Source organism: Paenibacillus borealis, from assembly GCF_000758665.1.
Lineage (GTDB): Bacteria > Bacillota > Bacilli > Paenibacillales > Paenibacillaceae > Paenibacillus_AQ > Paenibacillus_AQ borealis.
This window is the reverse complement of record NZ_CP009285.1, coordinates 4,451,928-4,477,499: the sequence shown is the minus strand read 5'-3', so window position 1 is coordinate 4,477,499 and position 25,572 is coordinate 4,451,928. Positions and strand designations below refer to the sequence as shown.

Here is a 25,572-nt window from a genome sequence, read left to right as displayed (position 1 = left end):
AGCTGTAAGAGCGGCCGAAATTCATACATTCATTAGGAAGAGAAGTGGAGGCTAAACAGATGAGCAATAATGGCATACATAGCGGCGAACGCCCTTTTTATCTGTTTCTCTTTTCAGCCAAGACCCGGGAGGGCCTGATTCGGAGACTTGCGGATCTAAAAGAGTGGATCAAGGAAGAGGCGGACGCCAGTACGGATGTCGGAAATATCGCCTACACGTTATCCGTCGGCAGAAGCCACTTTCCCGAGCGGGCGGCCGTGATTGCCGGTGATCTGCAGGAGCTGGAAACGGAGCTGCTGCGCACCCTTGAGGCGCTTGCTGCGGATACTGGCAGTGCCTCCCGCGTGCTGCGGCGAAGCCAGAACGGGCGTGAGGATCAGCGAAGGCTGGACGGGATTATGGTGAAAAAAACAAACGGGGCTCCAGTCTCCCGGCAAGCGCTGGATGAGGCCGCAGGACTGTATATGGAAGGCTGCATTTGCAGCTGGAACGTCTTGTACAGCGATCGCCAATATAACAAAACACCGCTGCCAACTTATCCGTTTCAGAAACACAAGTATTGGCTGGAGCTTAACACAGCAGCGCCTTTAGCTGCAACAGGAGGCGCTGCGGTACAAGCGATAGGCCCGGTATTGGATAGCAACCAGTCTACGGTGCATGAGCAGTGTTTTGCGAAAAAGCTGACCGGCACAGAGTTCTACCTGAACGATCATATCGTATCCGGCCATAAGCTGCTTCCGGGTGTGGTCCAGCTGGAGATGGCCTTGTCCGCTGCGGCCGCTTCCCTGCCGGGTACAACGGTCCGCGGGATAACCGGTGTTGTCTGGGCTTACCCGATTCAACTGGAAGACGGCGAAGCCGCTAAGACTGTGCAGGTGCGCCTGTATCCGGGGGAAGCGGAAGCTGAACTAGATTATGAGATTACAAGCCTGTCCGAAGGAAATCCGGTCGTTCATAGCCAGGGCAGTATCAGTTACACAGCGGAAGAACCGTCTGGTAATCTGCTGGACACCTTGGATATTACCGCGCTAAGCCAAGGGAAGACGCGCGTCAGCGGAACCCAAATCTATGACAAGTTCAGACAACATCAGCTGCTGCTCGGCCCGTCCTTTCAGTCGATAACTGAAATGTTTGCCGGGGAGACAGAAGCGTTAGCTTTCATCGAACTGCCTGCACATTTGCGCGAAGGCTTCAAGGAATATACGCTGCATCCCACCGTGGTTGACGGAGTACTGGAAGCGGTCATCGGGCTGGTCAGCTCTCAGGAAGAAATGGAGGATGCGGTGGCACTGCCGTATTCTTTTGACAAGCTGGAAATCTTCGGGAGCCTGCCGGCGAGCTGTGTATCCTATGTGAAAAAGCTGGAGTCCGCCAATAGCGGCGGTGACCAGGAGTTCGACGTCGTGCTGGCCGACGGGAAGGGCCGGGTCCTGCTGAAGTTCACCCGCTTTGTACTGAAGGTCTTCCATCAGGGAAGACAGCAGAGCACCGAGGAGATGAGCTTTGCCTACGAGTGGAAGGAGAGCGGTACGTCCCTTCCGCAGCAGGATACTATTCAAGGCGATGTGCTCTTATTCACCGGGCAGTCCGAGCTATATAAGGAATTTGCCAAGGCCAATAATCATGCTGATTCAGGGCAGTTAACTATTGTAGAAGCCGGTGCCGAGTATCATCAGGACGGAGAAACGCATTACCGGATTAACCCGGAGCAGCCGGCCGATTATACCCGCTTGATTCGTGAATTGAAGAACAGAGGCTGTACGCTGGAGACCATCGTGTATGAACAGCCGGAGGTCGCTGCTGCTTCTGCCGGGGCAGCTGCCGCCGGAGCTTACCTGCACCAGCTGTATCTGGCCCAGGCGCTGATGGCTGGCCAGGAAAACCGGCATACCCGGGTGATCCAGTTATGCCGGGGCGGGGAGAAAGAGGCTGTACCACCGGAGCTGGGAGCACTGAGAGGCTTCAACAAAACGCTCAAGCTGGAGCATTCCAAGCTGCATTTCAGCACGCTGTTCACCGGACAGGCCAGCACGGAGGAGATATACCGGATGGTTGCCGCCGAGGTACAATCAGCTGACGATGAAGTGCTGTACCAGCAGGGCAGAAGGTATGTTCATGCACTGAAGGAGATTGCACTGCCGGAGAAGGAAGCCACGCGGGATATCATCCGGCCGCAGGGCGTTTACCTCATTACAGGCGGACTGGGCAGGCTGGGGCTGATTGTGGCGGAGCATCTTGCCGGGCAGGTTCAGGCCAAGCTTGTGCTGATCGGCAGATCCGCTCTTCAGCCGGAGCAGGAACAGCAAATCATCCGTTTACAGAAGCTCGGGGCAGAAGTGCTGTATGTGCAGGCGGATATTTCGCAGGAACAGGCAGCAGCAGCGGCTGTTGCCGAAGCAAGGAGCCGGTTCGGCAGCCTGCATGGCATCATTCATGCGGCGGGAGTCACCCGCGATGCACTTATCCAGGTGAAGGACGCGGAGCAGGCCGGCGAAGTGCTGGGGGCAAAGGTTCAGGGGCTGATCTATCTCGACCAGTCAACGCAGGAGGATAAGCTGGATTTCATAGCGGCATTCTCCTCAATAGCTGCGGTCACGGGAAATACCGGGCAGAGCGATTACGCGTATGCCAATGCTTTTATGGACGAATATATGCTATCCCGACATGCCTTGGTGCGATCGGGTCACAGATACGGAAAGTCCATCTCCATCAACTGGCCGCTCTGGAAAGACGGAGGGATGCAGGTGGAGGAACAGACGCTCTTGTTCTTCCGGAATACCGTGGGTCTGAAACCGCTGGAGTCTGCGGCAGGACTGGGCTATTTCGAGGCAATCCTGAACGGGAATGTATCACAAATATTGCCGCTTCAGGCAAATCGCAAGAAAATCAGCGGCATTCTGGGCCTTGAATCAGCGGCTGCGGGTGCAGCTATAACCGGAGAACGAGCTGGTCACCGGGCGAATCTGGCGGCCGACTTACTGGAGCAGACTCAGCAAGCCATTACCGGAGTCATCAGCCGCTTGATGAAGCTGGATGAAGCTGTGATCCATCCCGATCAGGATTTGGGCGAATACGGAATGAGTTCCATTACGTTCACGGATGCGGCGGGTGCGGTCAATGATACGTTCCAGGTGCGGATGACACCGGCGGTCTTTTTTGAATATCCGACGGCCCGTGCATTATCTGCCCATCTGGCGGAGAGCTATCCGTACGAACTGGTTGAATATTTCAGTCAAGGAGCCGCGCAGGCAGCTGTAGCCTCTGTTGATTATGGGCCGGTTAAGGCGGGGAGCTCCGGTACGAAGGTCAGACAAGGGTGGAAGGTGCCTCAGCCGGAGTCAGCTGTAACCGTCAAACGCGAACCGGTTGCCATTATCGGGATCAGTGGAGCTATGCCTGAGTCGAGAGATCTGGAGACATTCTGGGAGCAGCTGCGGCAGCAGAAGGATATGATCTCGGAGATTCCCGGCGACCGCTGGGATATTCAGGAGCTGAACCGGCTGAAGGGCCGCGGCCCGGACAAGCCGATCTCCGGCTGGGGCGGCTTCATGAAGGACATCGACAAGTTTGACCCGGGCTTCTTCGGCATTAACCCGCGTGAAGCCGATCTGATGGACCCGCAGCAGCGGATTTTCCTGGAAACCGTGTGGTCGACCCTTGAGGATGCGGGATATCAGGCTTCGGCGCTGTCAGGCAAGAAGGTGGGGCTGTTCGTCGGGGTCTCTACGAATGATTACAGCACTCTACTGCAGGACAACGATATCGAGATAGAGGCTTATTCTTCCACAGGCAGCTCTCACTGCGTACTCGCCAACCGGATTTCTTACCTGCTCAATTTCCACGGCCCAAGCGAGCCGATTGATACGGCCTGCTCCAGTTCCCTGGTGGCCGTGCACCGGGCGGTGGAGAGTATTCAGAACGGCGACTGCGAACAGGCGATTGCCGGCGGTGTGAACGTGATTGCCGCCCCAACCCTGCACATCTCCTTCAGCCGGGCAGGCATGCTGTCACCGGACGGACGCTGCAAAACCTTCGATCAAAGCGCAAACGGCTATGTGCGCGGAGAAGGTACAGGAGCCGTTCTTCTGAAGCCGTTAAGCCAGGCCGAAGCGGACGGGGATTATATTTATGCGGTTATCAAAGGAACGGCGATCAATCATGGCGGCAAGGTCAGCTCGCTGACGGTGCCGAATCCGAAGGCGCAGGCTGAGGTGCTGGTAGAAGCCTATGAGAAGGCGGGCATCTCCCCGGATACCATCGGTTATATCGAAGCGCATGGCACCGGCACCAGCCTGGGTGACCCGGTGGAGATTAATGCGCTGAAAAGCGCTTTTAAGGAGCTGTATCACAGACACGGAATCCCGGTGAGCCGTGAGCAGTATTGCGGACTGGGTGCGGTCAAGACTAATATCGGCCACCTGGAGGCCGCCGCAGGCATTGCCGGAATCCTGAAGGTTGTGCTGGCGATGAAGCATAAGACCTTACCGGGCAACGTTCACTTTAACCAGCTGAATCCGTATATCGAGCTTGAGCATTCGCCTTTTTATATCGTGGAGAAGACGCAGGAATGGACAACGCTTGAAGATGCGCCAAGACGGGCAGGGGTCAGCTCCTTCGGCTTCGGCGGAGTGAACGCCCATGTGGTATTGGAGGATTATACGACTGCAGCCGCCAGCGATTCTTCCGGTTCTGGTTCCGGTTCCGGGCAATCCGGGGAGTCGGGGCAGGGGAACGTGATTATCCTGTCTGCCAAGACCAAGCCCCAGCTTCAGCAAAAAATGCAACAGCTTCTCAGCTACCTGACGCTTCATGGCGATAAGGAAGAGCTTACACTGCATAACATCGCCTTCACGCTGCAGACAGGAAGAGAGGAAATGGCGGAGCGGATGGCTTTTGCCGCCTCCGGCAAGGAGGAGCTGGTGAACATTCTGCGCAGCTGCCTCGCCGGGCAGGAACAAGTATATGCAGTGTGCTACGGTCAGGTATCCGCACAGCCTGCGGCAACGACTTCGCTAACTGTCAAAGCGGGGAATCAAATACCGGCGCAGCCGTTTACAGCCCTGGAGCTTTCGGAGCTGGCGGAACAATGGACCTCCGGAGAGGCGGTGGACTGGAGCCGCCTATATGTGAACCGGAAGGGCAGACGCATTCCGCTGCCGGTGTACCCTTTTGCCAGAGAAGTCTGCTGGGTCCGTAAAAATACGCGCCGCATCGCTCCCAAGCTGTCGTCCGCAGAAGCGGTTGCCGCCGTACTCCATCCGATGGTTGATAGCAATGTCTCCACTATGGAAGAGGAGAAATTCCGAACGGTGCTGCGGCTGGACCAGTTTTTTGTGAAGGATCACGTGGTCGGCGGCAAGGTTCTGCTGCCTGGTGTAGCCTATCTGGAGATGGTACGAGCCGCTGCCGATTTGGCGGGAATCACCCCGGTAACGGGGCTGAAGGATGTCAGATGGATTAAGGCTGTGGAGCTGGAGGAAGACCGGAAGGAAATTTACACCTCTTTCCGGCTTGTTGAATCAGGAGAGCTGGAATACCGGGTGTTCAGTGAAGCCGGGGATCAGCGCGTTCTGCATTCCTCGGGGATTATTTTGCAGGAGACACCGGCTTCCGCCCAAACGCTGGAGATTGCGAAGATCAAGGAGAGAAGTACATCCACCTTCGATCATGCACAGTGTTATGACCATATCTTCAAGGGCGTCGGCTTCGATTATGGCCCTGCTTTCCGGGTGACGAAGACTGCTTACTGCTCTGTACAGGAAGGCTTGTCCGAAATTTCTCTGCCACAGCATCTTGAGGCGGATTACGCCGACTATGTGCTGCATCCGTCGATCATCGACGGTGCGGTGCGGTCGCTCTCATGGGCAGGAAGACGCAGCGATGAGGACTTGACGCTCCGGGTGCCGTTCGCCCTGGACCGTATGGAGCTGGTCGGTGAGGTTCCCCGGCAGTGCTACGCCTATGCGAAGCCTGCAGAGGGGGCAACCGGCACGGATGATGAGGGAACGCGGAAGTATGATATCCGGATTACCGACATGGAAGGCCAAGAGGTTGTGCGGCTGTTCGGTTTCTCGATTAAGCAGTACGCATCAGCCAAAGGAGCCGCACCCGTGCAAGCTGCCGGTTTATCGCTGTATGCACCGGAATGGGTAGAAGCTGCTCTGCCGCAGGAATCCGCTGCGTTGTCCTCGATTGTGGTGTTTGGCTCAGCGGCTTTGACTGATTCTATCCGGGAGCAGGCTACGCAGCAAGGCTTGGCGCCAGACCGCTGCATTCAGGTTCAGGCCGGGGCCGAATATGCCCGGCTGAGCAGCACAGAGTATGTGATCAACCCGGGACAGGCAGCGGATTACCTCCGGTTACTGGAAGCTTTGAACACTCAGGGCGTGGAGCTACAGCATATTGTGCATGGCTGGAATGTGAATGGCGGTGCCGGGGCTGGGGCTGGGGATGCGCTGGAAGATACGGATAGTCTGCAAGAAGGGCTGGCTGAATTTCTGGAGGCGCAAATGGATCAAGGGCTGTATTCACTGCTGCATCTCTTGCAGGCGGCGGCAGCATCGAAGCCGAAGTCCAGAATCAGATGCTTATATGCCTATGACAGTGCAGAACATGTGCTGACGCCGCTGAATGAAATGGCTGCCGGATTGGCCCATTCAATCTCTGCCGATCATCCGTTGTTCCAATTGAGTCTTGTTCAGCTAAATGCAGAGGCCCCGGCAGAAGCCGCAGAGCGGTTGGTCCAAGAATTACTGCCGCCGCAGCTTGCTGGCGGGACAGAAATCAGATACGACGGCGGAGCACGTTATCTGCGGAAGCTCCTTCCGCAGCCCATGCTTCACCAGGCCGGAGAATCCAGGTTCATCAGAGGCGGTGTCTATATTATTACCGGCGGCACCGGAGCACTCGGCATGCTGGTGGCGGCTGAACTGGCCGCTACGGTTCAAGCCAGGCTGGTGCTGGCCGGAAGGCAGCCGGTGGATGCGGCCATTCAGGCGAAGCTGGAGCATTTGGCGGGTCTTGGCGCAGAAGCGGTCTACCTTCAGGCAGATGTTGCCGACATGGATAGCTCAGTCCGGTTAATCGGACAAGCCAAAGCTCGCTTCGGCGGGATTAACGGCATCCTTCATTGTGCCGGAATCGGCGAGACGGTGAAGGCAGCGGAGAGCAGCAAAGCCGGCTTTGCCCGTATTCTCGGCCCCAAAGTCAGCGGGACCCTGAATCTGGATCTGGCCAGCAAGGATGAAGCGCTGGATTTGTTCATCCTGTTCTCGTCCACCTCTGCACAGATCGGGGATATGGGAGCGGGCAGCTATGCGGCTGCCAATAGCTTCTTGGACCGCTTTGCCGTCTATCGTGACCGTCTTGCCGCACAGCATCAGCGGCAGGGCAAGAGCGTATCCATCAACTGGCCGCTCTGGCAGGATGGAAGATATCAGGTTGTTGCGGCCCAGCAGCAGGTGCTGGCCGATTATTACGGCATGCACCTGCTGGACAGCAGAACAGGCCTGGATATTCTGGAGGCTGTGCTAAAAGAGGATGTCGTGCAGGCCTTCGTCGGCTACGGCGATCCGCACAAAATCGCCCGGGCGCTCGGTATAAGCGGAGCAGGTCAAACTGGTCAAGCTGGTCAGGCGGCCACAGCGGCGCAGTCAGCAAGCAGCAGCGTTGACAGCGGGGAACTGCTGGTACGGACGCAGGCTTATCTTGTCAGCCTGCTTGCCAAGACTCTGGGCATCTCGAAGGAACGGATCGGCCAGGCTTCGCCGCTGGATGCCTTTGGTCTGGATTCGATCATGATTCTGGAGCTGAATGAGTCGCTCCAGCGCGAGTTCAGCGGACTGCCGACGACATTATTTTACGAATATAACACGGTAGAATCGCTTGCCGGTTACTTCACCGGGCATTACGGAGCCCAGCTTGCTTCCCTATTGAAGCTTGAGCAGCCGCAGAACCCGGAGGCGGTGAAACCGCCGGTACAATTGTCGATAGACCCGCAGGCTGCGGCCTATACAGCACCGCAGGGCGGACGCTTCATGCCGAAGGCAGGAGAAGCCGCGCTTCCGGCAAGAAACGCAGTGAACAGCGGTGCTATGGATATCGCGGTCATCGGCATGGACGGCAGATTCCCGATGGCGGGCAATATCTCCGAGCTGTGGGACAACCTCAAGGAAGGGCGGGACTGCATTACCGAAATTCCCGCTGACCGCTGGGATTACACTCGCGACTACGATCCGGAGAAAGGCAAGAAGGGCAAAATTTACACCAAGTACGGCGGCTTTATCGACGATGTGGACAAATTCGATCCGTTATTCTTCCAGATGACACCGCGGGATGCCCAGTTGACGGACCCGCAGGAACGGCTGTTTCTGGAATGCGCCTACCACACCGTCGAGGATGCCGGATACACCCGGGAGAAGCTCGCCCGCTCTAAAGTCGGTGTTTTTGTCGGCGTCATGTATGGCCATTATCAGCTCATCGGGACGGAAGGCTACGCCTCAGGCAATCTGGTGGCACCCAACTCGTCCTTCGCGTCCATCGCCAACCGGGTGTCGTATTTGTTCAACTTCCAGGGGCCGAGTATGGCAATTGATACCATGTGTTCGTCCTCGCTGACCGCAATTCATCTGGCCTGCGAGAGTATCCGCAGCGGTGAGAGCGAGGCCGCAGTTGCCGGAGGCGTCAACGTGACGATCCACCGCAACAAATACGTGTTCCTGTGCAGCCAGCGCTTTGCCTCCAGCGAAGGCAAATGCCGGGCCTTCGGCGAAGGCGGAGACGGTTATGTGGCCAGTGAAGGCGTGGGGGCAGTTCTGCTGAAGCCGCTCAGCAAGGCCATAGAAGACGGAGATCATATCTACGGAGTCATCAAGGGCACGGCGGTGAATTCCGGCGGCAAAACCAGCGGCTACACCGTACCGAATCCGGGTGCCCAGGCTGCGGCCATTGCCGAGGCTCTCCGCAAGTCGGGCGTGCATCCCAGAACAATCACCAGCCTTGAAGCGCATGGCACCGGCACCTCCCTGGGCGACCCGATTGAAATTGCCGGGCTGTCCAAGGCCTTCGGCCAGTACACGGACGACAAGCAGTTCTGCTCGATCAGCTCGGTTAAATCCAATATCGGACATCTGGAATCTGCCGCAGGGATTGCTTCTGTAGCCAAGGTCATGCTGCAGATGAAGCACCGGATGCTGGCACCGTCGATTCATACGGAGGAGCTGAACAGCGGTATCCATTTCGCGGATACGCCGTTCTATGTGCAGCGCAGCCTGGACCGCTGGGAGCAGGACACTAACAGCGGAGGCACGCGCAGAGCCGGCATCAGCTCCTTCGGAGCAGGCGGGGCCAACGTGCACCTGATTGCCGAGGAATACGTACCGGCACAGGCCGCTATAGAAATTCCCGGAAGCAAGCTGATTGTATTGTCCGCCAAGAACCGGGAACGTCTCATGGAGAAGATTCGTGAGCTGGACCGCTTCCTGGAGGCACCGCTTGCCGAAGAATATACACTGGCGAATATCGCCTATACGCTGAGCACAGGCCGGGAGGAAATGGAGGAACGGCTGGCGTTTGCCGCCTCGACGCTGGATGAACTGAAATCAGTCCTGCAAGCTATTGCCGCAGGTACTGTACACGAAGGGGTACACCAGGGCAATTCGGCGGCGGCGCTGACAAGCGGAGCCGCAATTCTGGGGAATGACCCTGAGGATGCCGCTTATATCGCCGCTCTGGCCCGCAAGAATCAACTGGAACGGATCGCGAAGCTATGGGTCCTCGGCACGCCGATCGACTGGAATCTTTTCTTTGCAGGATATAAGCCGCAGAAGATTTCCCTGCCGCTGTATCCTTTTGCCAGAGAAAGATATTGGCTGGAGAACACGGGAAGCGGCACGGGGATAACTACTCCGGCAGTGAACGGGCAATGGACGGAAGGGATGACTTCCCTGCACCCGCTGCATCCGCTGGTCGATGTCAATATATCCACACTGCGTGAGCAGCGTTTCCGCAAGCGCCTCTCTGTGGAGCAGTTCTACCTGCGGGATCATATCGTTGCGGAGCAGATGCTTCTGCCCGGGGTGGCTTACATTGAGATGGCCAGAGCCGCCGGTGAAATCGCCGCCGAAGCCACGGTCAGCGCGGTCCGGGACATTGTGTGGCTGAAGCCGGTGGTGATGACGGAGGATTTCATGGACCTGGATATCGTTCTGGAGCCTGCAGCGGATGCTGTGCATTATGAAATCTTCAGCAGTGCCCGAAGCGGCAAGGTTGTGCATTCCAGGGGCGTTCTGGAGTTCGCTGAGGTGCCTGCTTCCCGAAGCAGCCGGAGCTTTAACCTGGACGGCATCAAGGAGCGCTGCCCCGGCCGCAAAGATAAACACGAATGCTACCAGCATGTATTTAAAGGAATTGGATTCGATTACGGTCCTTCCTTCCAGGTGACGGAAGAGGTGCTGAGCGGAAACGAAGAGACGCTGGCCCGTTTGTCCCTGAACGAAGCTTACAGATCCGCATTGCCTGAATTTGTACTGCACCCGGCGTTATTCGACGGAGCGGTGCGTTCGGTGGCTGCAGGCAGGGATGAAGCAGGCAGAGCCACGCATATTCCGTTCTCGCTGGGGAACATCGAGATATTCGCGCCGATTCCTGCCGACTGCTATGTGTACACCCGGGTGAAGGAGCAGCCGGGAGAGAACAACCAGGGACTGAACATTTTCGATATTGCCATTCTCGATCTGGACGGCCATGAATTGGTCAGAATCGAGGATTTCATTGTCCGGCCATTTGCCGGCAAGCCGGAAGGCGGCCGCACGGAGGATGAGATATTCTACTATACTCCGGTCTATGAAAATGAGGCGCTTGTTCCGGTTAGAACCGCAGAGCGGCGGAATGTTCTGGTCTTTGGCGAACCAGGGAGCTTCGGTGGGGTCAACGGCGATATGGAAACCGCGCATCCGATGTTCAGCAGCATGCCAAGCGGAGCCGATGCCTGCATCTGGATTACACCGGATACGGAATACCGGGCACGCCAGGGAAATCATATAGCGATCAACCCGCACAGGGAAGCGGATTATGTGAGACTGCTGCAGGAATTGCGGGAGAGTGGCTTCCACGCTACCCATGTCCTGCATCAGTGGGCAGGCACGGCAGCACCACTGCCGCTGGCCGCGCTGCGCGAAGATACGATCCAGCCTGTGCTGACACAGATGCTGGAGAACGGCGTATTTTCCGTCGTCTCACTGTTTAAAGCCTTTGTCCAAGTGTATGGGCAACAGCCGCTGAAGCTGCTGTTCGCCTACCAGGCAGAGCCGGGAGGCTTCTCGGCTCCGCATGAACTGCTTGCCAGCTTCGCGAAGTCAATTGTAACGCTGCATCATAAGTTCCAGATTGCCAGCGTAGCAGCGGACTACAATGCCATCCACGCTGCGGGCTTTCAGGAGAGACTTTATCAGGAACTGTTCGCTGCGGAGAATACAGGCCAAGCGGATATCCGCTATACCGAAGGACAGCGGCGGGTGCGGAAGATTAAGCCGCTGGAGCTTGGCGGCAGGACGGCAGCGGCGGCAAGCACCGTAGCTTTTAAAGAGAACGGTGTCTATCTGATTCCCGGCGGTACGGGCGCGCTGGGCATGATTTTTGCCAGATATCTTGCCCGCACTTACCGGGCCACCCTGATCTGCACAGGCAGACAGCCGGCAAGTGAGCGGACGGATGCATTCATGGCGGAGCTGGAGCGGCTTGGAGGAGAAGGACGTTATCTTCAGGGCGATATCTCCATTGCGGGGGATGTGCAGCGGATCATGGGCCGCATCAAGAGCGAGTTCGGCGTGCTTAACGGCATCATTCACTGCGCAGGCCAGGGCGGCTCCGTACCGGTAACGGAATCGGACCGCGCAGCAGGCCGGGAGATCATGAATTCCAAGGTACAAGGCCTGATTCACCTGGACCTGTTCAGCACAGGCTTTGATCTCGACTTCCTGATCCTCTTTTCCTCCATTTCGGTGGAGCTGGGTGATCTGGGCGTCGGTTATTATGCGATGGCCAACAGCTTCATGGACCGTTATGCACAGCTCAGAGATGAATCCGTGTCGCAAGGGAAGCGCAAAGGCCGGACGATTTCGGTCAATTGGCCGCTGTGGAAGGACGGGGGATTTGAAATTCCCGAGAGCGAGTCGGCGTTCTATTCCAGCTATCTGGGCATGAGCATGATGGATGAAGAGACAGGCATCCGGGCCTTTGAAGCCATCTGCCAGGCGGGCAGCGGCAATATCATTGTTGCTGCGGGCAGCAAGTCCAAGATTGACCATGCGTTCAAGCTGGAAAAAAACACGCCGGTTCAAGAAATACCGCTTGAGGATAAAGAGGCCATTGTTGACCTGCTGACCCGGCTGCAGGCCGGAGAGATGAGTGAAGCGGATGTCGAACAGTGGATGGGGGGCCTACGATGAGTGACGCAAATCTGGAGATGGGCAGAATTCTGGAGCAGATCAAGCGGGGAGAGATGGATCCCGAGCAGGGCTACACACTGATCCGGCAGCTGAAAAGCCTGCCCGCAGCGCAAGCAGACACCAAGCGGGCAGCGGGATCAAATGCAGTGGCGCAGGGAGGCCAGGGGCTTCATGACTATGCCGTTCAGTATTTGAAGGGACTGCTCTCCCAGGTCATCGGCCTGGAGCCGGAGAGGATCAATGCGGGGCAGAGCCTGGAGGATTACGGGGTGGATTCGGTGGCGATTATGGAGATCAACTCGCTGCTGGACAAGGATTTCCCGAATCTTCCGAAGACGTTGATGTTCGAATACGGTAATTTGGCTGAGCTTGCCGGGTATTTTGTGCAGAATCAGCGTGAGCTGCTGGAAGGGCAGGCCGGCTACCGGCAGACCCAGCAGATTCACCAGATTCACCAGAACCACCAGAATCACCAAGCGGCTAAGCCCGCCGTACCGGCGGCAGACCCTGCACCGGTCCAGAAGAAGGCTGATGAAGCTTCGAAGAAGTACAGATCCTTCGTGACGCCCGGCAAGAGCCGGGACCAGGCCGAGGAGCAGGCTCACCCGGCGAAGGATGAGGGCATTGCGATCATTGGCATCAGCGGCGCTTTTCCGGGTGCCCGGAACCTGGATGAATTCTGGAACAATCTGAAGAACGGTGTGGACTGCATCTCTGAGATTCCGCCGCAGCGGTGGGATCACAGCCGCTACTACGATCCAGAGAAGGGCAAGAGAGGCAAGGTGTACAGCAAGTGGGGCGGTTTTATCGATGAATACAACTGCTTTGATCCGCTGTTTTTTCAGTTGACACCAAGAGATGCGGAGCAGCTTGACCCGCAGGAGCGGCTATTCCTGGAGAGCGCACACAGCGCAATTGAGGATGGCGGCTATACCCGGCAGTCCCTGTGGAACACCAAGACAGGTGTGTTCGTCGGTGTCATGTACGGCCACTATCAATTGTACGGAGCGGAGGAGACCGCCAAAGGAAATACCATGACACTCAGCTCGTCGTATGCCTCCATCGCCAACCGGGTGTCCTATTTCTTTAACTTTAATGGCCCCAGTATTGCGCTGGATACGATGTGTTCTTCGTCGCTGACCGCGCTGCATCTCGCCTGCGAGAGCATTTACCGCGGAGACAGCGAGATTGCGATTGCGGGGGGAGTGAATGTCACCATTCACCCGGATAAATACCTGTTCCTCTGCAATCAGCGGTTCGCTTCGAGTGAAGGCAAATGCCGCGCCTTCGGCAGCGGCGGAGACGGGTATGTACCCGGCGAAGGGGTCGGTGCGCTGCTGCTGAAGCCGCTCGCCAAAGCGGTTGAGGACGGCGACAACATCTATGGCGTTATCCGGGCCACCTCGATCAACCATGGCGGCAAAACGAACGGCTACACGGTTCCGAGTCCGAACGCCCAGTCGAATATTATCGCGGAGGCGCTGCGCAAATCGGGCGTCCATCCACGGAGTATCAGCTATATGGAGGCGCATGGAACGGGAACCGCGCTCGGCGATCCGATTGAGATCAGCGGCTTGACCAAGGCCTTCAGAACGCAGACGGCAGATAACCAGTACTGCGCGATCGGCTCGGTCAAAAGCAATGTCGGCCATTTGGAATCGGCGGCTGGGGTGGTCTCCATCATTAAGGTGCTGCTGCAAATGAAGCATAAGCAGCTTGTGCCCTCGCTTCATTCCGAGGTGCTGAATCCGAACATTAACTTTGAGGAGACTCCCTTTTATGTTCAGCGCCGTCTGGAAGAATGGAAGCCTGCCGTTATTGAAGAGGGAAGCATGACCAGGGAAGGCCCGAGGTACGCTGCGGTAAGTTCATTCGGCGCAGGCGGCACGAACGTGCATGTCATCCTGGAGGAATATAAGGGTCAGCAGGAAAGTACCTTGTCCGCACCACACATTGACCATCGTTCCGGGCCGCACATCTTTATTTTATCCGCCAAAAACAAGGACCGGCTGAACGCCTATGCCAAGCATGTCCTTGATTACATTGATCTGCATACGGTTCAGCAAGGGAATGCGGCTGAAGAGATCAGCAGCGCCGAACTGAGAAAATATGTGATCGCCGATATCACCGCCTGTTTCCTGCAATCGGCCCTGCTGCCGGCACACATCAGCGCCCAGGAAGCCATTGAGGAATACGGTATGTCCAAAGAAGAGCTGATGGCCGCAGCGGACGCTCTTTATGAGGTCTATCCGGTCCGGCTGCCTATGGGCCTCTTGACGGGCAGCGCCACGATTGAAGGCATTGCCGGTCATGTGCTGGAGCAGCTTGGTTCCGCAACCATTGCGGCCAGACATGGACTTGGAGCAGCCAGCGAAGGTGAAGCGGAAGCTGCAACAGATGCAAACCGTCCGGCCGCCTATGATTTCCGCCTGGAGGAGCTGATCTACACGCTTCAGGTCGGCCGGGAGACCATGGAAGAAAGACTGGCGATCGTGGTATCCGGGACGCAGGAGCTGAGGGAGAAGCTGAGCCAGTTCCTGGCCGGCAACCGCAAAGTTTCCGACTTGTATGCGGGAAATATCAGCTCTGGCAGCGAGATCCGCGATGTCTTCACGGAAAGTGAGGAAGGGGAAGCCTTCCTGCTGTCCCTCGTGCAGTCCGGCAAGCTGGGCCAGCTCTGCAGATTGTGGATCAGCGGGGTGAACTTCAACTGGCAGCTGCTGTATACGCAGAGCAAGCCGGGCAGAATCTCCTTGCCCACGTATCCGTTCGACCGGACACGCTACTGGTATAACTCTACGGAAGCCGCAGCAGTGGTATACAGCAGCAAGCCCGCGGCCTTGGCGGCGGTGATCGACACCAATGAATCCGTATTTGAAGAGCAATGCTACAAAAAAAGCCTAAGCGCAGCGGATGCCTACCTGCACGATCATGTGGTTCAGGGCAAGATGGTGCTGCCGGGCGTGGTTTATCTCGAAATGGCCTGGCGGGCAGGGCTGCTCTCCAGCCGGGAGTGGAGGGTGCAGTCGGTCACCGATGTGACATGGCGCAGAACGCTGGAGCTTCCGGCAGATACGGATGTCCAGGACGTCTATATCGGGCTGGTTGCCCAGGAAGACGGCATCGGGGCCAGCATCTATTCCCTGAACGGGAACGGGCAAAGGGTGCTGCACTGCACCTGTACGGTGAATTATACGGACGGTGAAGCCGAAGCGGGTGAGATGGAGGCTGTGGATATTCCGCACCTCCTCCAAACGGCCAGCCGCAGCATTAACCGCGAGGACTGTTATGAGCTGTTCGCGGCACACGGAATGAACTATGGTCCGAATCTGCGGACCATTGAAGCCGTGTATACCGGGGATTACGGCACCTTGTCCAAGCTGGCGCTGCCAGTACACACGCAAATGCCGCTTCAGGAGTATATCCTTCATCCAGGATTTGCCGATGGAGCAATGCAGACGGCACTGTATTCGGTGCTGAGCGGCCAGCGGCAGAATGGAACCTTTGTTCCGTTTGCCCTGCAGGCTGTAGAGGTCTACAGAACGTTGACTCCTGTAAGCTATTGTCTGGTAACGCCTGCTGCTTCTGGGAAGGAGCAGGGCATGCAGTTCGATTTGCTGCTGCTTGACAGCTCAGGCCTGCCGGCGGTGCGTTTCTCCTGTCTTTCGGGAAGAGATTTGATCTCTGCGGAGCAGAACACCAAGGTGGCGGACGCAGAGACGGGCGCTTCGGCCGGGACTGCGCTGCTGGATGAGATGCTGAACAAACTGCTGGCCGGAGAAGCCGGGATAGACGAAGTTGAGAGAATGCTGGGGGGAATCTAAGTGAGATCAATTATTGAAAGGATTGCCAGCGGAGCCATCTCCAAGGAGGAAGGCCTCCGGCAGATTGCGGCGCTGAAGCGCTCGGATAAGCAAGTGCTCTTAACTTTCACCAAGACGTTGGCGGAACAGCCGCTCACAGCCGCTAAAGGGGACTCCCTCGGACATGTGCTCGTTCTGGCTGCCGATGGGGGCCTCGAACCCAAGCTGCGGAGCCAGTTTGCCTCCTTGTTCCGTTCACTTACGTTTGTAGTGGCGGATGAAGCTGCTACCTGGCCGGAAACAGGACATGACCGGCTTCCTCTGCAGAGTCAGGAGGATTATACGCGGCTGCTGTCCGGCCTGGAGCAGCAGGGACGTTTTCCCGGCAGCATTCTTCATCTCCTATCACAGGAGGAAGTAGGCGATGGTGAGGCGGATGCTGCCATGGAGAGCGGCGTATATTCAATGTTTGCGCTGACCAAAGCCCTTCTGTCCTTCAAAAAACGCGCAAAGGTTAATATCCTGTTTCAATATAAACAGGCGGAGAATCATGCGGTCCATGCTGCACTGGACGGTTTTGTGAAAAGCGTCATGATTGAGAACCCCAGCCTGCTGTACAAGGCAGTATCCACCGATCTCAGCCGTGAGGCTTTTGACCCGCAACTGCTGGAGCAGCTGCTGCTGGAGCTTGGCTCCATGCAGAACGGTCACCGGGAAATCCATTACCGGGGTTCCCGGCGGTATGTGCCGTTTTTTGAAAGGCATACTGCTCCGGCAGATCCAATTCCTGTCCGGCAGCAAAGTCCCGCAGCCCGTCCGGCTTACCTCATCACAGGCGGGCTAGGTGCACTCGGCTACACGCTGGCCCGGCATTTGGCGGATACCTGCGGGGCCAGCCTTATTTTAACCGGCAGAACGCCGCTGAACCGTGCGCTGGAAGAGAAGCTGCAGGCGCTGCACAGAAACGGCAATCAGGTGTTATATGTCCGTGCCGACGTGGCAAATCCAGCCGATACCCAGGCGCTGCTCTCCGAAGTCAAAGCCGGCTTCCCCCGGCTGCATGGCATCCTGCACTGTGCCGGAATGACCAGCGATTCCTTCATCCTGCATAAGGAGCAGGAAGAGCTTGAGCGGGTGCTGGCAGCGAAGGTTGCCGGTACGCGGAACCTGTATGAAGCTTTCGGGCAGGAGCCGCTGGACTTCATGCTGCTGTTCTCCTCCATCTCCGCCGTGACCGGCAATATGGGGCAGAGTGATTATGCTTACGCCAACAGCTTCATGGACCATTTTGCCAATGAGAAAAGAGCCGCTGCCGGTGTAAACATCCTCTCGGTCAACTGGCCGCTGTGGCAGGAGGGCGGGATGACGACGACAGCGGACAGCCTGGACATCATGCAGAGGAACCTGGGGATCTCGGTACTGCCTACGGCTGAGGGATTGGATGCCTTCGATAGGATCAGCCGCCACATGACGGGAAATGCTGTGGTGCTCTATGGCGATGCAGCGCGGATTGATCAGGCGGTGAAGGCGATGAATTATCCGGAGCAAGAGGACAAGGCAAGTGCCGCCACTGAGGTTGACGCTGCCGGACCTGCATCCTTGCCGGAAGGTTCATCCACTATCTCTATAGATACGGAGGCGCTGAAGCAAGGCGCGGAGCAGTATTTGAAGAATATTTTCATCAAGGTAACCAAAATTCCGCCGCATGCGCTGGGCCTGGACGATTCGTTCGAGAAAATCGGCTTTGATTCCATTATGGCGATGAGCATCAACGAGGAATTGGAGGCCGTCTTCGGCGAACTGTCCAAAACACTGTTGTTCGAATACCAGACGCTGCGGGAATTAAGCGAATATTTCACTGAGCAGCATGGAGATACACTCGCCGGATTAATCGAACCTCCGGCTCCCAAAAAAGCTGCCGCGCCGCAAGCTCTTCGTTCAGATGCGCGTCCGCAGCTCACGGGTAAAACGCCTGTTCCGCCCAAGCGGATCCAGCCGTCCGCAAACGCCGGGCAAGCTGCCAGGCAGCGGGACCGCAGCCGGGTGAATGAGGATATTGCGATCGTTGGCGTCAGCGGGAAATTCCCGATGTCCCCGGATCTGCAGGCGTTCTGGAACAACCTGCTTCAGGCGCAGGACTGCATTACCGAGATTCCCGCAGACCGCTGGAGCATTGACGAATTTTACACTACGGATAAGAACCAGCTCGGCAAAATGTACTGCAAATGGGGCGGCTTCCTTGACGATGTGGACCGCTTCGACGCTTTGTTCTTCAATATATCCCCCCGGGAAGCGGAGATTATGGACCCGCAGGAACGGCTGTTCCTGGAGTGCGCCTACAGTGCCATTGAGGATGCCGGATATACACCGGGTACGCTGGGCAGCCGCAAGGTCGGTGTTTTTGCCGGTGTGATGTACGGCCAGTATCAGCTCCTGGATGCAGAGGTCGACGGCAATAAAATCGCCTTGTCCTCCGTCTACGCGTCGATTGCCAACAGGGTGTCCTATCATCTCAACCTGAATGGGCCCAGCATCGCGCTGGATACGATGTGCTCCTCGTCGCTTACTTCGATCCATCTGGCCTGTGACAGCATCCGCCGGGGCGAGAGCGATTTTGCAATTGCGGGGGGTGTGAATGTCTCGATTCATCCCGATAAATACATATTCTTAAGCCAGCAGAAGTTCGCGGCCAGCGACGGGCGATGCAGAAGCTTCGGCGAAGGCGGAGACGGATATGTTCCCGGGGAAGGTGTTGGCGCCGTTTTACTGAAAACCGTGGACCGGGCAGTACAGGATGGCGATCATATCTATGCCGTAATCAAGGCCAGCTCGATCAACCATGGCGGCAAAACCACAGGCTATACGGTGCCGAATCCGTCCATGCAGGGTGCGGTGATCCAGGAAACCTTGCAGGCTGCGGGAATCCATCCGCGTACGGTCAATTATATTGAAGCCCATGGCACCGGAACCTCGCTCGGTGATCCGATTGAAGTCAGCGGCCTGGTCAAGGCCTTCAAGGAAGGGACAGGTGACAAGCAGTTTTGTGCCATCGGCTCGGTGAAGTCGAACATCGGACACTGCGAATCTGCCGCCGGCATCGCAGCTATTACCAAGGTGCTGCTGCAAATGAAGTACGGTGTGCTGGTTCCCTCGCTTCATTCCGAGGAGCTGAACGGCCACATTAACTTTGAGGAAACGCCTTTTTATGTGCAGAGAGAGGTTGGCCCGTGGGAACGCGTATCGGTGCGGGAAGGCGGAGGGCAGAAGGAATATCCGCGCCGGGCAGGAGTCAGCTCATTTGGGGCAGGCGGAGCCAACGCGCATATTATCCTGGAGGAATACATCCCTGCTCCCGAGAGCCGTATGCAAGACGGCGGCGGCAGCGAAGAACCGCACATCATTGTCTTATCCGCCCGAGCGGAGGACCGGCTGAAGGCTTACGCGCTGAAGCTGGCACAATATCTGGAGTTGCCGGAGGCTGAAGCGGTCAGTCTTAAGGACATCGCCTATACCCTGCAGGTGGGACGGGAGTCTTTTGCGGAGAGGCTGGCGATTATTGCCGGTTCGGTCTCCGAGCTGAAAGCGCTGCTGGACGAATTCAATCAGGGCGGCCTGCCTGCAGGCAAGGTATACCGGGGCAATGTCAAAGGCTTCAAGGATTATATAGAGCTGTTCAACGCGGGCCAGGCGGGAATCTCTTATGTAGACCTGCTGCTGGACGGCGGCAATACCGATAAAATAGCCCAGCTCTGGTCCTTGGGACTGGATGTGGACTGGCGGAAGCTGTACGAAGCAGGCAGCTGCACAAGAGTGCCGCTTCCGACCTACCCCTTTGCCCGGAACCGTTATTGGGTCCAAGAGGTGAAGCGGCGGGAAATCCGCGTTCCGGCTCTGCTCCCGGAGACTGCGGGTATGGGAGAACTGGTAGAGCATAATCTGTCCACCATCGACGGCTACCGTTTCTCTTCCCGGTCTGCGGTGATCGGCAGCAGCTATGAGCCCTACATCTGGCAGGGACAAGAGTATATGAACGGGCTCGGGCTGCTGGCGTTTGCGCGGGAAGCACTGGAGCTGGCCGGCTATAAGCAGGAAGAGCTGCTGCTGGAGAATCTGGTGTGGTCGGGTCTGATTGACCGGCAGCAGCTTCCGCCGGCGCTGGACGTTCACATTTTCCCGGACAAGGGAACCGGAGCAGCCGAGATACGGATCGGGGAGCAGGCCGTCTTTCAATGCGGGGCCGCTAAGGGAGCGGACCTGACTATAGATGCAGCCTATGCCACCCAAGATATTCCAGCTGCGGGTCAAGGTGTACCGGTCCTGAAGCAGGCCCGGCAGGCACTCCGCTCACTCTATGGTATGGAGGCCGGACTGAAGAATGTCACCGGCCTGCGGCAAGAGAAGAACCTGTTGCTGGCCTTCGTTGATCTCGGTGACGCCCCGGCTGATTCACTCTCCGCCGCAGCCGTGAATTCAGCCTGCCACACCCTGCTGGCCCTCGCCGCGCTGGAGCAGCCGCAGCGTCCCGCAGTCCTGCATTCCATCCGGCAAATGTCATTCCTGCACAAGCCGCTGCAGCAATTCGCGGTTCGTGCCGAGCGTACTGCCGGGGATGAATATACACTGGCTGTATTAAGCAGTGATGGAGCAGTGGTCTGGACGCTGCAAGGCATCCGGCTTGCTGATCTTCAGGTACAGGAAGTACAGGAACGGGAAACCACCCAGTATTACACCACGGAGTGGACACCAAGTCCGCAGGCGGCGGCCGGAAGTCTGACGGGTGATATTGTGCTGTTCCTGGACGATGTGCAGGAGCTGCCGCACTTCAAGCGCAGCTTCGCAGCAGGTGCAAGGCTGATCTTCGTCACCGCCGGGGAGCAATATGCCCAGCTCGGCGACAATCTCTACAGCTTGCGCTTTGACAACAAGCAGCATATCCATACGCTGCTGGAGTCCCTGCAAGCGCGGCGTGTAAGCCTGACGCAGCTTATATATTTGGCAGCTTCGGCTGTAATGAAGCCACAGGACAAGCTGAATCACAGCATATATCCGCTGCTGTTCCTGACCCAGGCGCTGATGGAGAGCAAGGCAGCGGCTGCCATCCGGCTGCTGTATGCCTTCAGGGACATCGGGGATGCAGGCAGTCTGCTGGATGCCTCAATGGGCGGATTCATCAAGACGCTGCACCTGGAGAGCCCGAATTACAGCTTCAAGACCGTCTCCCTGGCGTCTTCGCTGCCACAGGAGGAGACTCATTCCATCCTTGAACAAGAGCTGCTGCTGGACCCTGGTGAGCAGGAGGTGCGATATACCCGCGCGGGCCGGTTCGTCAAGCGGCTCGTTCAAGCCGGAAGCGTAGTGAAGCCCGGCAATCCGGTAACCGTCAGAGCAAACGGTGTGTACATCATCACAGGGGGGCTTGGCGGGCTGGGACGTGTGTTCGCCGCTTATTTGGCGGAAACGGCGCAGGCGCAGCTTATCCTGACCGGCCGTTCCCCGCTGGACCAGGAGAAGGCGGCGAAGCTCGCGGCACTCCGGGCGCACGGAGGTTCTGCGGAATACCTCGTATCGGATGCCGCTGAAGAGCAGGAGGCACGGGAGCTTATCGGCTATGTGAAGCAGAAATACGGCCGGATTGACGGCATCCTGCACTGTGCGGGGATTCACCGGGACGCTTTCATTCTGAACAAAGACCAGGCTGAATTTGATCAGGTCATCTCTTCCAAGATCATCAGCACACTGAATCTGGATCAGGCTGCGCAGGAGGAGAAGCTCGATTTCATCCTGCTGTTCTCTTCCCTTACCGGAGAGACGGGCAACCCCGGGCAGGCGGATTACGCCTATGCGAACAGCTTCATGAACGAATTCGCGCTCTACCGCGAACGGCTGGCCGCAGCAGGCGCCCGCTCCGGGCGCACCTTCTCCGTGGCCTGGCCGCTGTGGGAAGCGGACGGCATGCAGCTGACCGCAGAGCAGCGGAGAATTCTGGAGCTGCAGACGGGGCTGACACCGCTCCCTGTGCAGCAGGGTATTGCAGCTTTTGAATTCTTGCTCCGGCAAGGCAATATCAATCCGCTGATCGTCGGATACGGGCAGCCAGAGCGTGTAAGCAGGCTGCTGGACCGGATTAACCGCGCCGATCAGGCGGAGGCGAAGGCCTCACCGGAGGAGCTTGAAGACGACAGCCTCTCTGGCACTGACTTGCTGGAACCGACGCTGCACTACCTGACAGAGCTGTTCAGCGGACTGCTTAAGCTTCAGCCGGGAGAAATCGACATCACCGCCGAATTTGAGGAATACGGCATTGAGTCGGTGATGGTCGGCTACTTCAACGGCAAGCTGGAAGAGGATCTCGGTGAGATTTCCAAAACCCTGCTGTTCGAATACCAGACCCTTGAGAGCCTCGCGGCACATATGGTCAGCCGCTACAGCAGTCCTTTGAACAAGCTGTTCCGCTCTCACGGGACAGGCACGAAGCTCCAGGCACCGGTGGGGGAACAGCCGGAATATAAGCTGCTGTCTCCTCTGTTGCCGAATGGGGCTGGTTCTCCTTCAACCGCCGATTTTGCAGGCCAGCCGGTAACCTCTGCTACCCGGCCGCTGGTATGGAAAGAGCTTACCTCCTTCGCGGGACAAAGCGGGTATAGAGGCGCGGCTCATGCGGCAGCGGGCAGCAGCGAAGAGATCGCGATTATCGGTCTAAGCGGGAAATATCCGCTGGCCGGAGATATTTACGAATTCTGGGACAATATCGCAGGCGGAAGAGACTGCATCAGCGAGATTCCCGCAGACCGCTGGGATTATAAGAAATATCAGGGCGGAAGCTTCGAGAAGGTGCAGGAAGGCAAGATGTACAGCAAATGGGGCGGCTTCCTCGATGATGTGGACAAGTTCGATCCTGCATTCTTCAATATTGCACCGCGGGAAGCGGTGATTATGGACCCGCAGGAACGGATGTTTGCCGAAACGGTATGGTCGGCGCTTGAGGATGCGGGCTACACCAAGAAGAAGCTGCAGCGGGAAGGCGAGGAGCATGGCGCGAATGTCGGCGTTTTTGCCGGAGCGACCACCTATTCATACCAGCTGTGGGGACCGGAGGAATGGGAACGGGGCAATCTTTCGGCCATGCCGAACGTATCGCCCTGGTCCATCGCCAACCGGATTTCCTATATGTTCAACTTCAGCGGTCCCAGTCTGGCGATAGACACGGCCTGCTCATCGTCGCTTGCGGCGATTCATGCGGCGTGTGAGAGCCTGAAGAACAAGGAGTGCCGCCTCGCGGTAGCGGGCGGAGTGAACTTATATCTGCATCCTTATAAATATGTGCTGATGTGCCAGACCAAAATGCTGTCTCCGACGGGGAAATGCCACAGCTTCGGAGATGACGCCGACGGTTTTGTTCCCGGCGAGGGAGTAGGCGCGGTTCTTTTAAAGCCACTGAGCGAAGCCATTAAGGATAAAGATCATATCTATGGCGTGATTAAGGCGACGGGAATCAACCATGGCGGCAAGGTCAGCGGTTATACCGTTCCGAATCCGAATGCCCAGGTCAGCCTGATCTCCAAGGCGCTGAAGCAGGCGGGCGTGGATGCCGGCAGCCTCTCTTATGTCGAGGCGCACGGCACAGGAACCAAGCTGGGAGATCCCATTGAGATCAATGCGCTCAATCAGGTATTTGCTGAAGCGAATCCGCCCAAGCAGTCCTGTGCCATCGGTTCGGTCAAATCCAATATCGGCCATTTGGAAGCGGCAGCTGGCATTGCCTCCATTACGAAGGTGCTTCTGCAGATGAAACACCGGCAGCTTGCCCCTTCCATCCATGCGGAGCAGACCAATGCCAATATTGATTTTGCCAATTCTTACTTCCGTGTACAGCATGAGCCGGCGCCTTGGACGGCTGCTGGAACGGACGGTTCAGCAGTAAGGCGGGCCGGGATCAGCTCCTTCGGTGCCGGTGGAACCAATGCCTATGTGCTTATCGAGGAATACAGCGCTGACGTTCAGGCGGGAGTAACCGCGGCGCAGTCTGGTTCCGGCAGCGGCGCACAGGTCATCGTGCTGTCATCCAAGACACCGTATTCCCTGAAGCAAATGGCCGTGAAGCTGCGCTCGTTCCTGGACCGTAGCCCGGATACCGCGCTTGCGGATGCCGCCTACACCTTACAGACCGGACGGGAAGAAATGGCCTGCCGCCTGGCCTTTGCCTGTGCCAGCATCGCGGAATTACAGGCCAAGCTGGACAGCTATCTGGCCGGTGAGCATCCGGAAGACATCTATTCCGGCAAGGTGTCTAAGCGGACGAAAGGGACAGTGCTCACGGCCGGAGATGCCGCAGAAGTGGCGGCTGAATGGGTACAGGGGGCAGAGGTCGATTGGACGCAGCTGCATTCGGGTCAGGAGGTGCGGATTATACCGCTGCCGACCTATGCTTTTGAAAGAGAGCGTTACTGGATTTCCCGGACCGAATCGCCGCTTCCCGCACAGGGCGGGGAAGGACGCAAGCTGCATCCGCTGGTGGACCGCAATCTGTCCAGCTTCAGCAAGCAGCGGTACGAGACTGTCCTTAAGTCTGATATGAACAGCGTATTGGTGAACACCGCCTTTATCGAGCTGTTCCGCATCACCGCAGAGCTGTCACTGGAGTCGCCCTGCCATGTGATCGAAGATGTGATATGGGGAGTGCAGCCGCAGCCTGGGGCAGCGGACAGCCTAGTGACTTCGCTGTATGAAGCTGGAGCGCACATTGAATGCGAGACAGGCTATGACAACGAACAAGGCGAGTATGTCATTTGTGCCCAGGGTAAAGTCGCAGCGGCCTCTTCCGGGCATGAAGCAGCAGCAGTTCCGTTCCGTATGGCTGAACTGGGTGCGCCCGTTGCCTGGCCGGAACATCATGCCGCCGCTTTTCAGCATATCGGGGCTGTTCACGAGCTGCGGACCGGCGCGCATCAGGCGGCAATCCGCGTTCGCCTTAAGGAAACTCCGGACTCCGAGCGGAATCAGGCGCTGCTTCACTATTCGGCTGTTGATGAACTGCTGGCATGCCTGCTGCGGCTGGCCGTACAGGCTGACCGGGTGGAATACCGCAAGCTGCTGAGATGTACGGTGCTTGGTCCGCTGACCCGGGATGTCCAGGTACACGCCAAGTGGCGGACGATGAGTGACGGGCTGACGGCGGTTGACCTCTCTATCGTTGATCCGCAGCAGCGGGTCCTTGTGACCATGGAAGAATTGACCCTGAAGCTCACAGGAGTATCGGGAATAAATGTTGTACGTCCGGCAATATCCGCATCCGTCTGAACAGGGCAAGCGCAGGAACACAGCAT

Annotated in this window: 3 protein-coding genes; all 3 read left to right on the top strand. The window is 57.4% G+C overall.

Annotated elements, in window-relative coordinates; all coding sequences use genetic code 11:
• Nucleotides 1–59: 59 nt before the first annotated feature.
• Genes PBOR_RS18690 through PBOR_RS18680 form a run of 3 tightly spaced genes read left to right on the top strand, consistent with a single transcriptional unit; the run spans nt 60 to nt 25,546 of the window.
• A complete protein-coding gene (locus PBOR_RS18690; protein ID WP_042214201.1) occupies nt 60–12,446 on the top strand; it encodes an SDR family NAD(P)-dependent oxidoreductase in 12,387 nt (4,128 codons plus the stop codon).
• Nucleotides 12,443–16,270: a beta-ketoacyl synthase N-terminal-like domain-containing protein gene (locus PBOR_RS18685; RefSeq protein ID WP_052429550.1), complete on the top strand. Its 3,828-nt coding sequence runs from the start codon at nt 12,443–12,445 to the stop codon at nt 16,268–16,270. Before PBOR_RS18690 ends, PBOR_RS18685 begins: the two co-directional genes overlap by 4 nt.
• Complete coding sequence (locus PBOR_RS18680; RefSeq protein ID WP_042214198.1) at nt 16,271–25,546, top strand: SDR family NAD(P)-dependent oxidoreductase; 9,276 nt, start codon at nt 16,271–16,273, stop codon at nt 25,544–25,546.
• Nucleotides 25,547–25,572 lie beyond the last annotated feature (26 nt).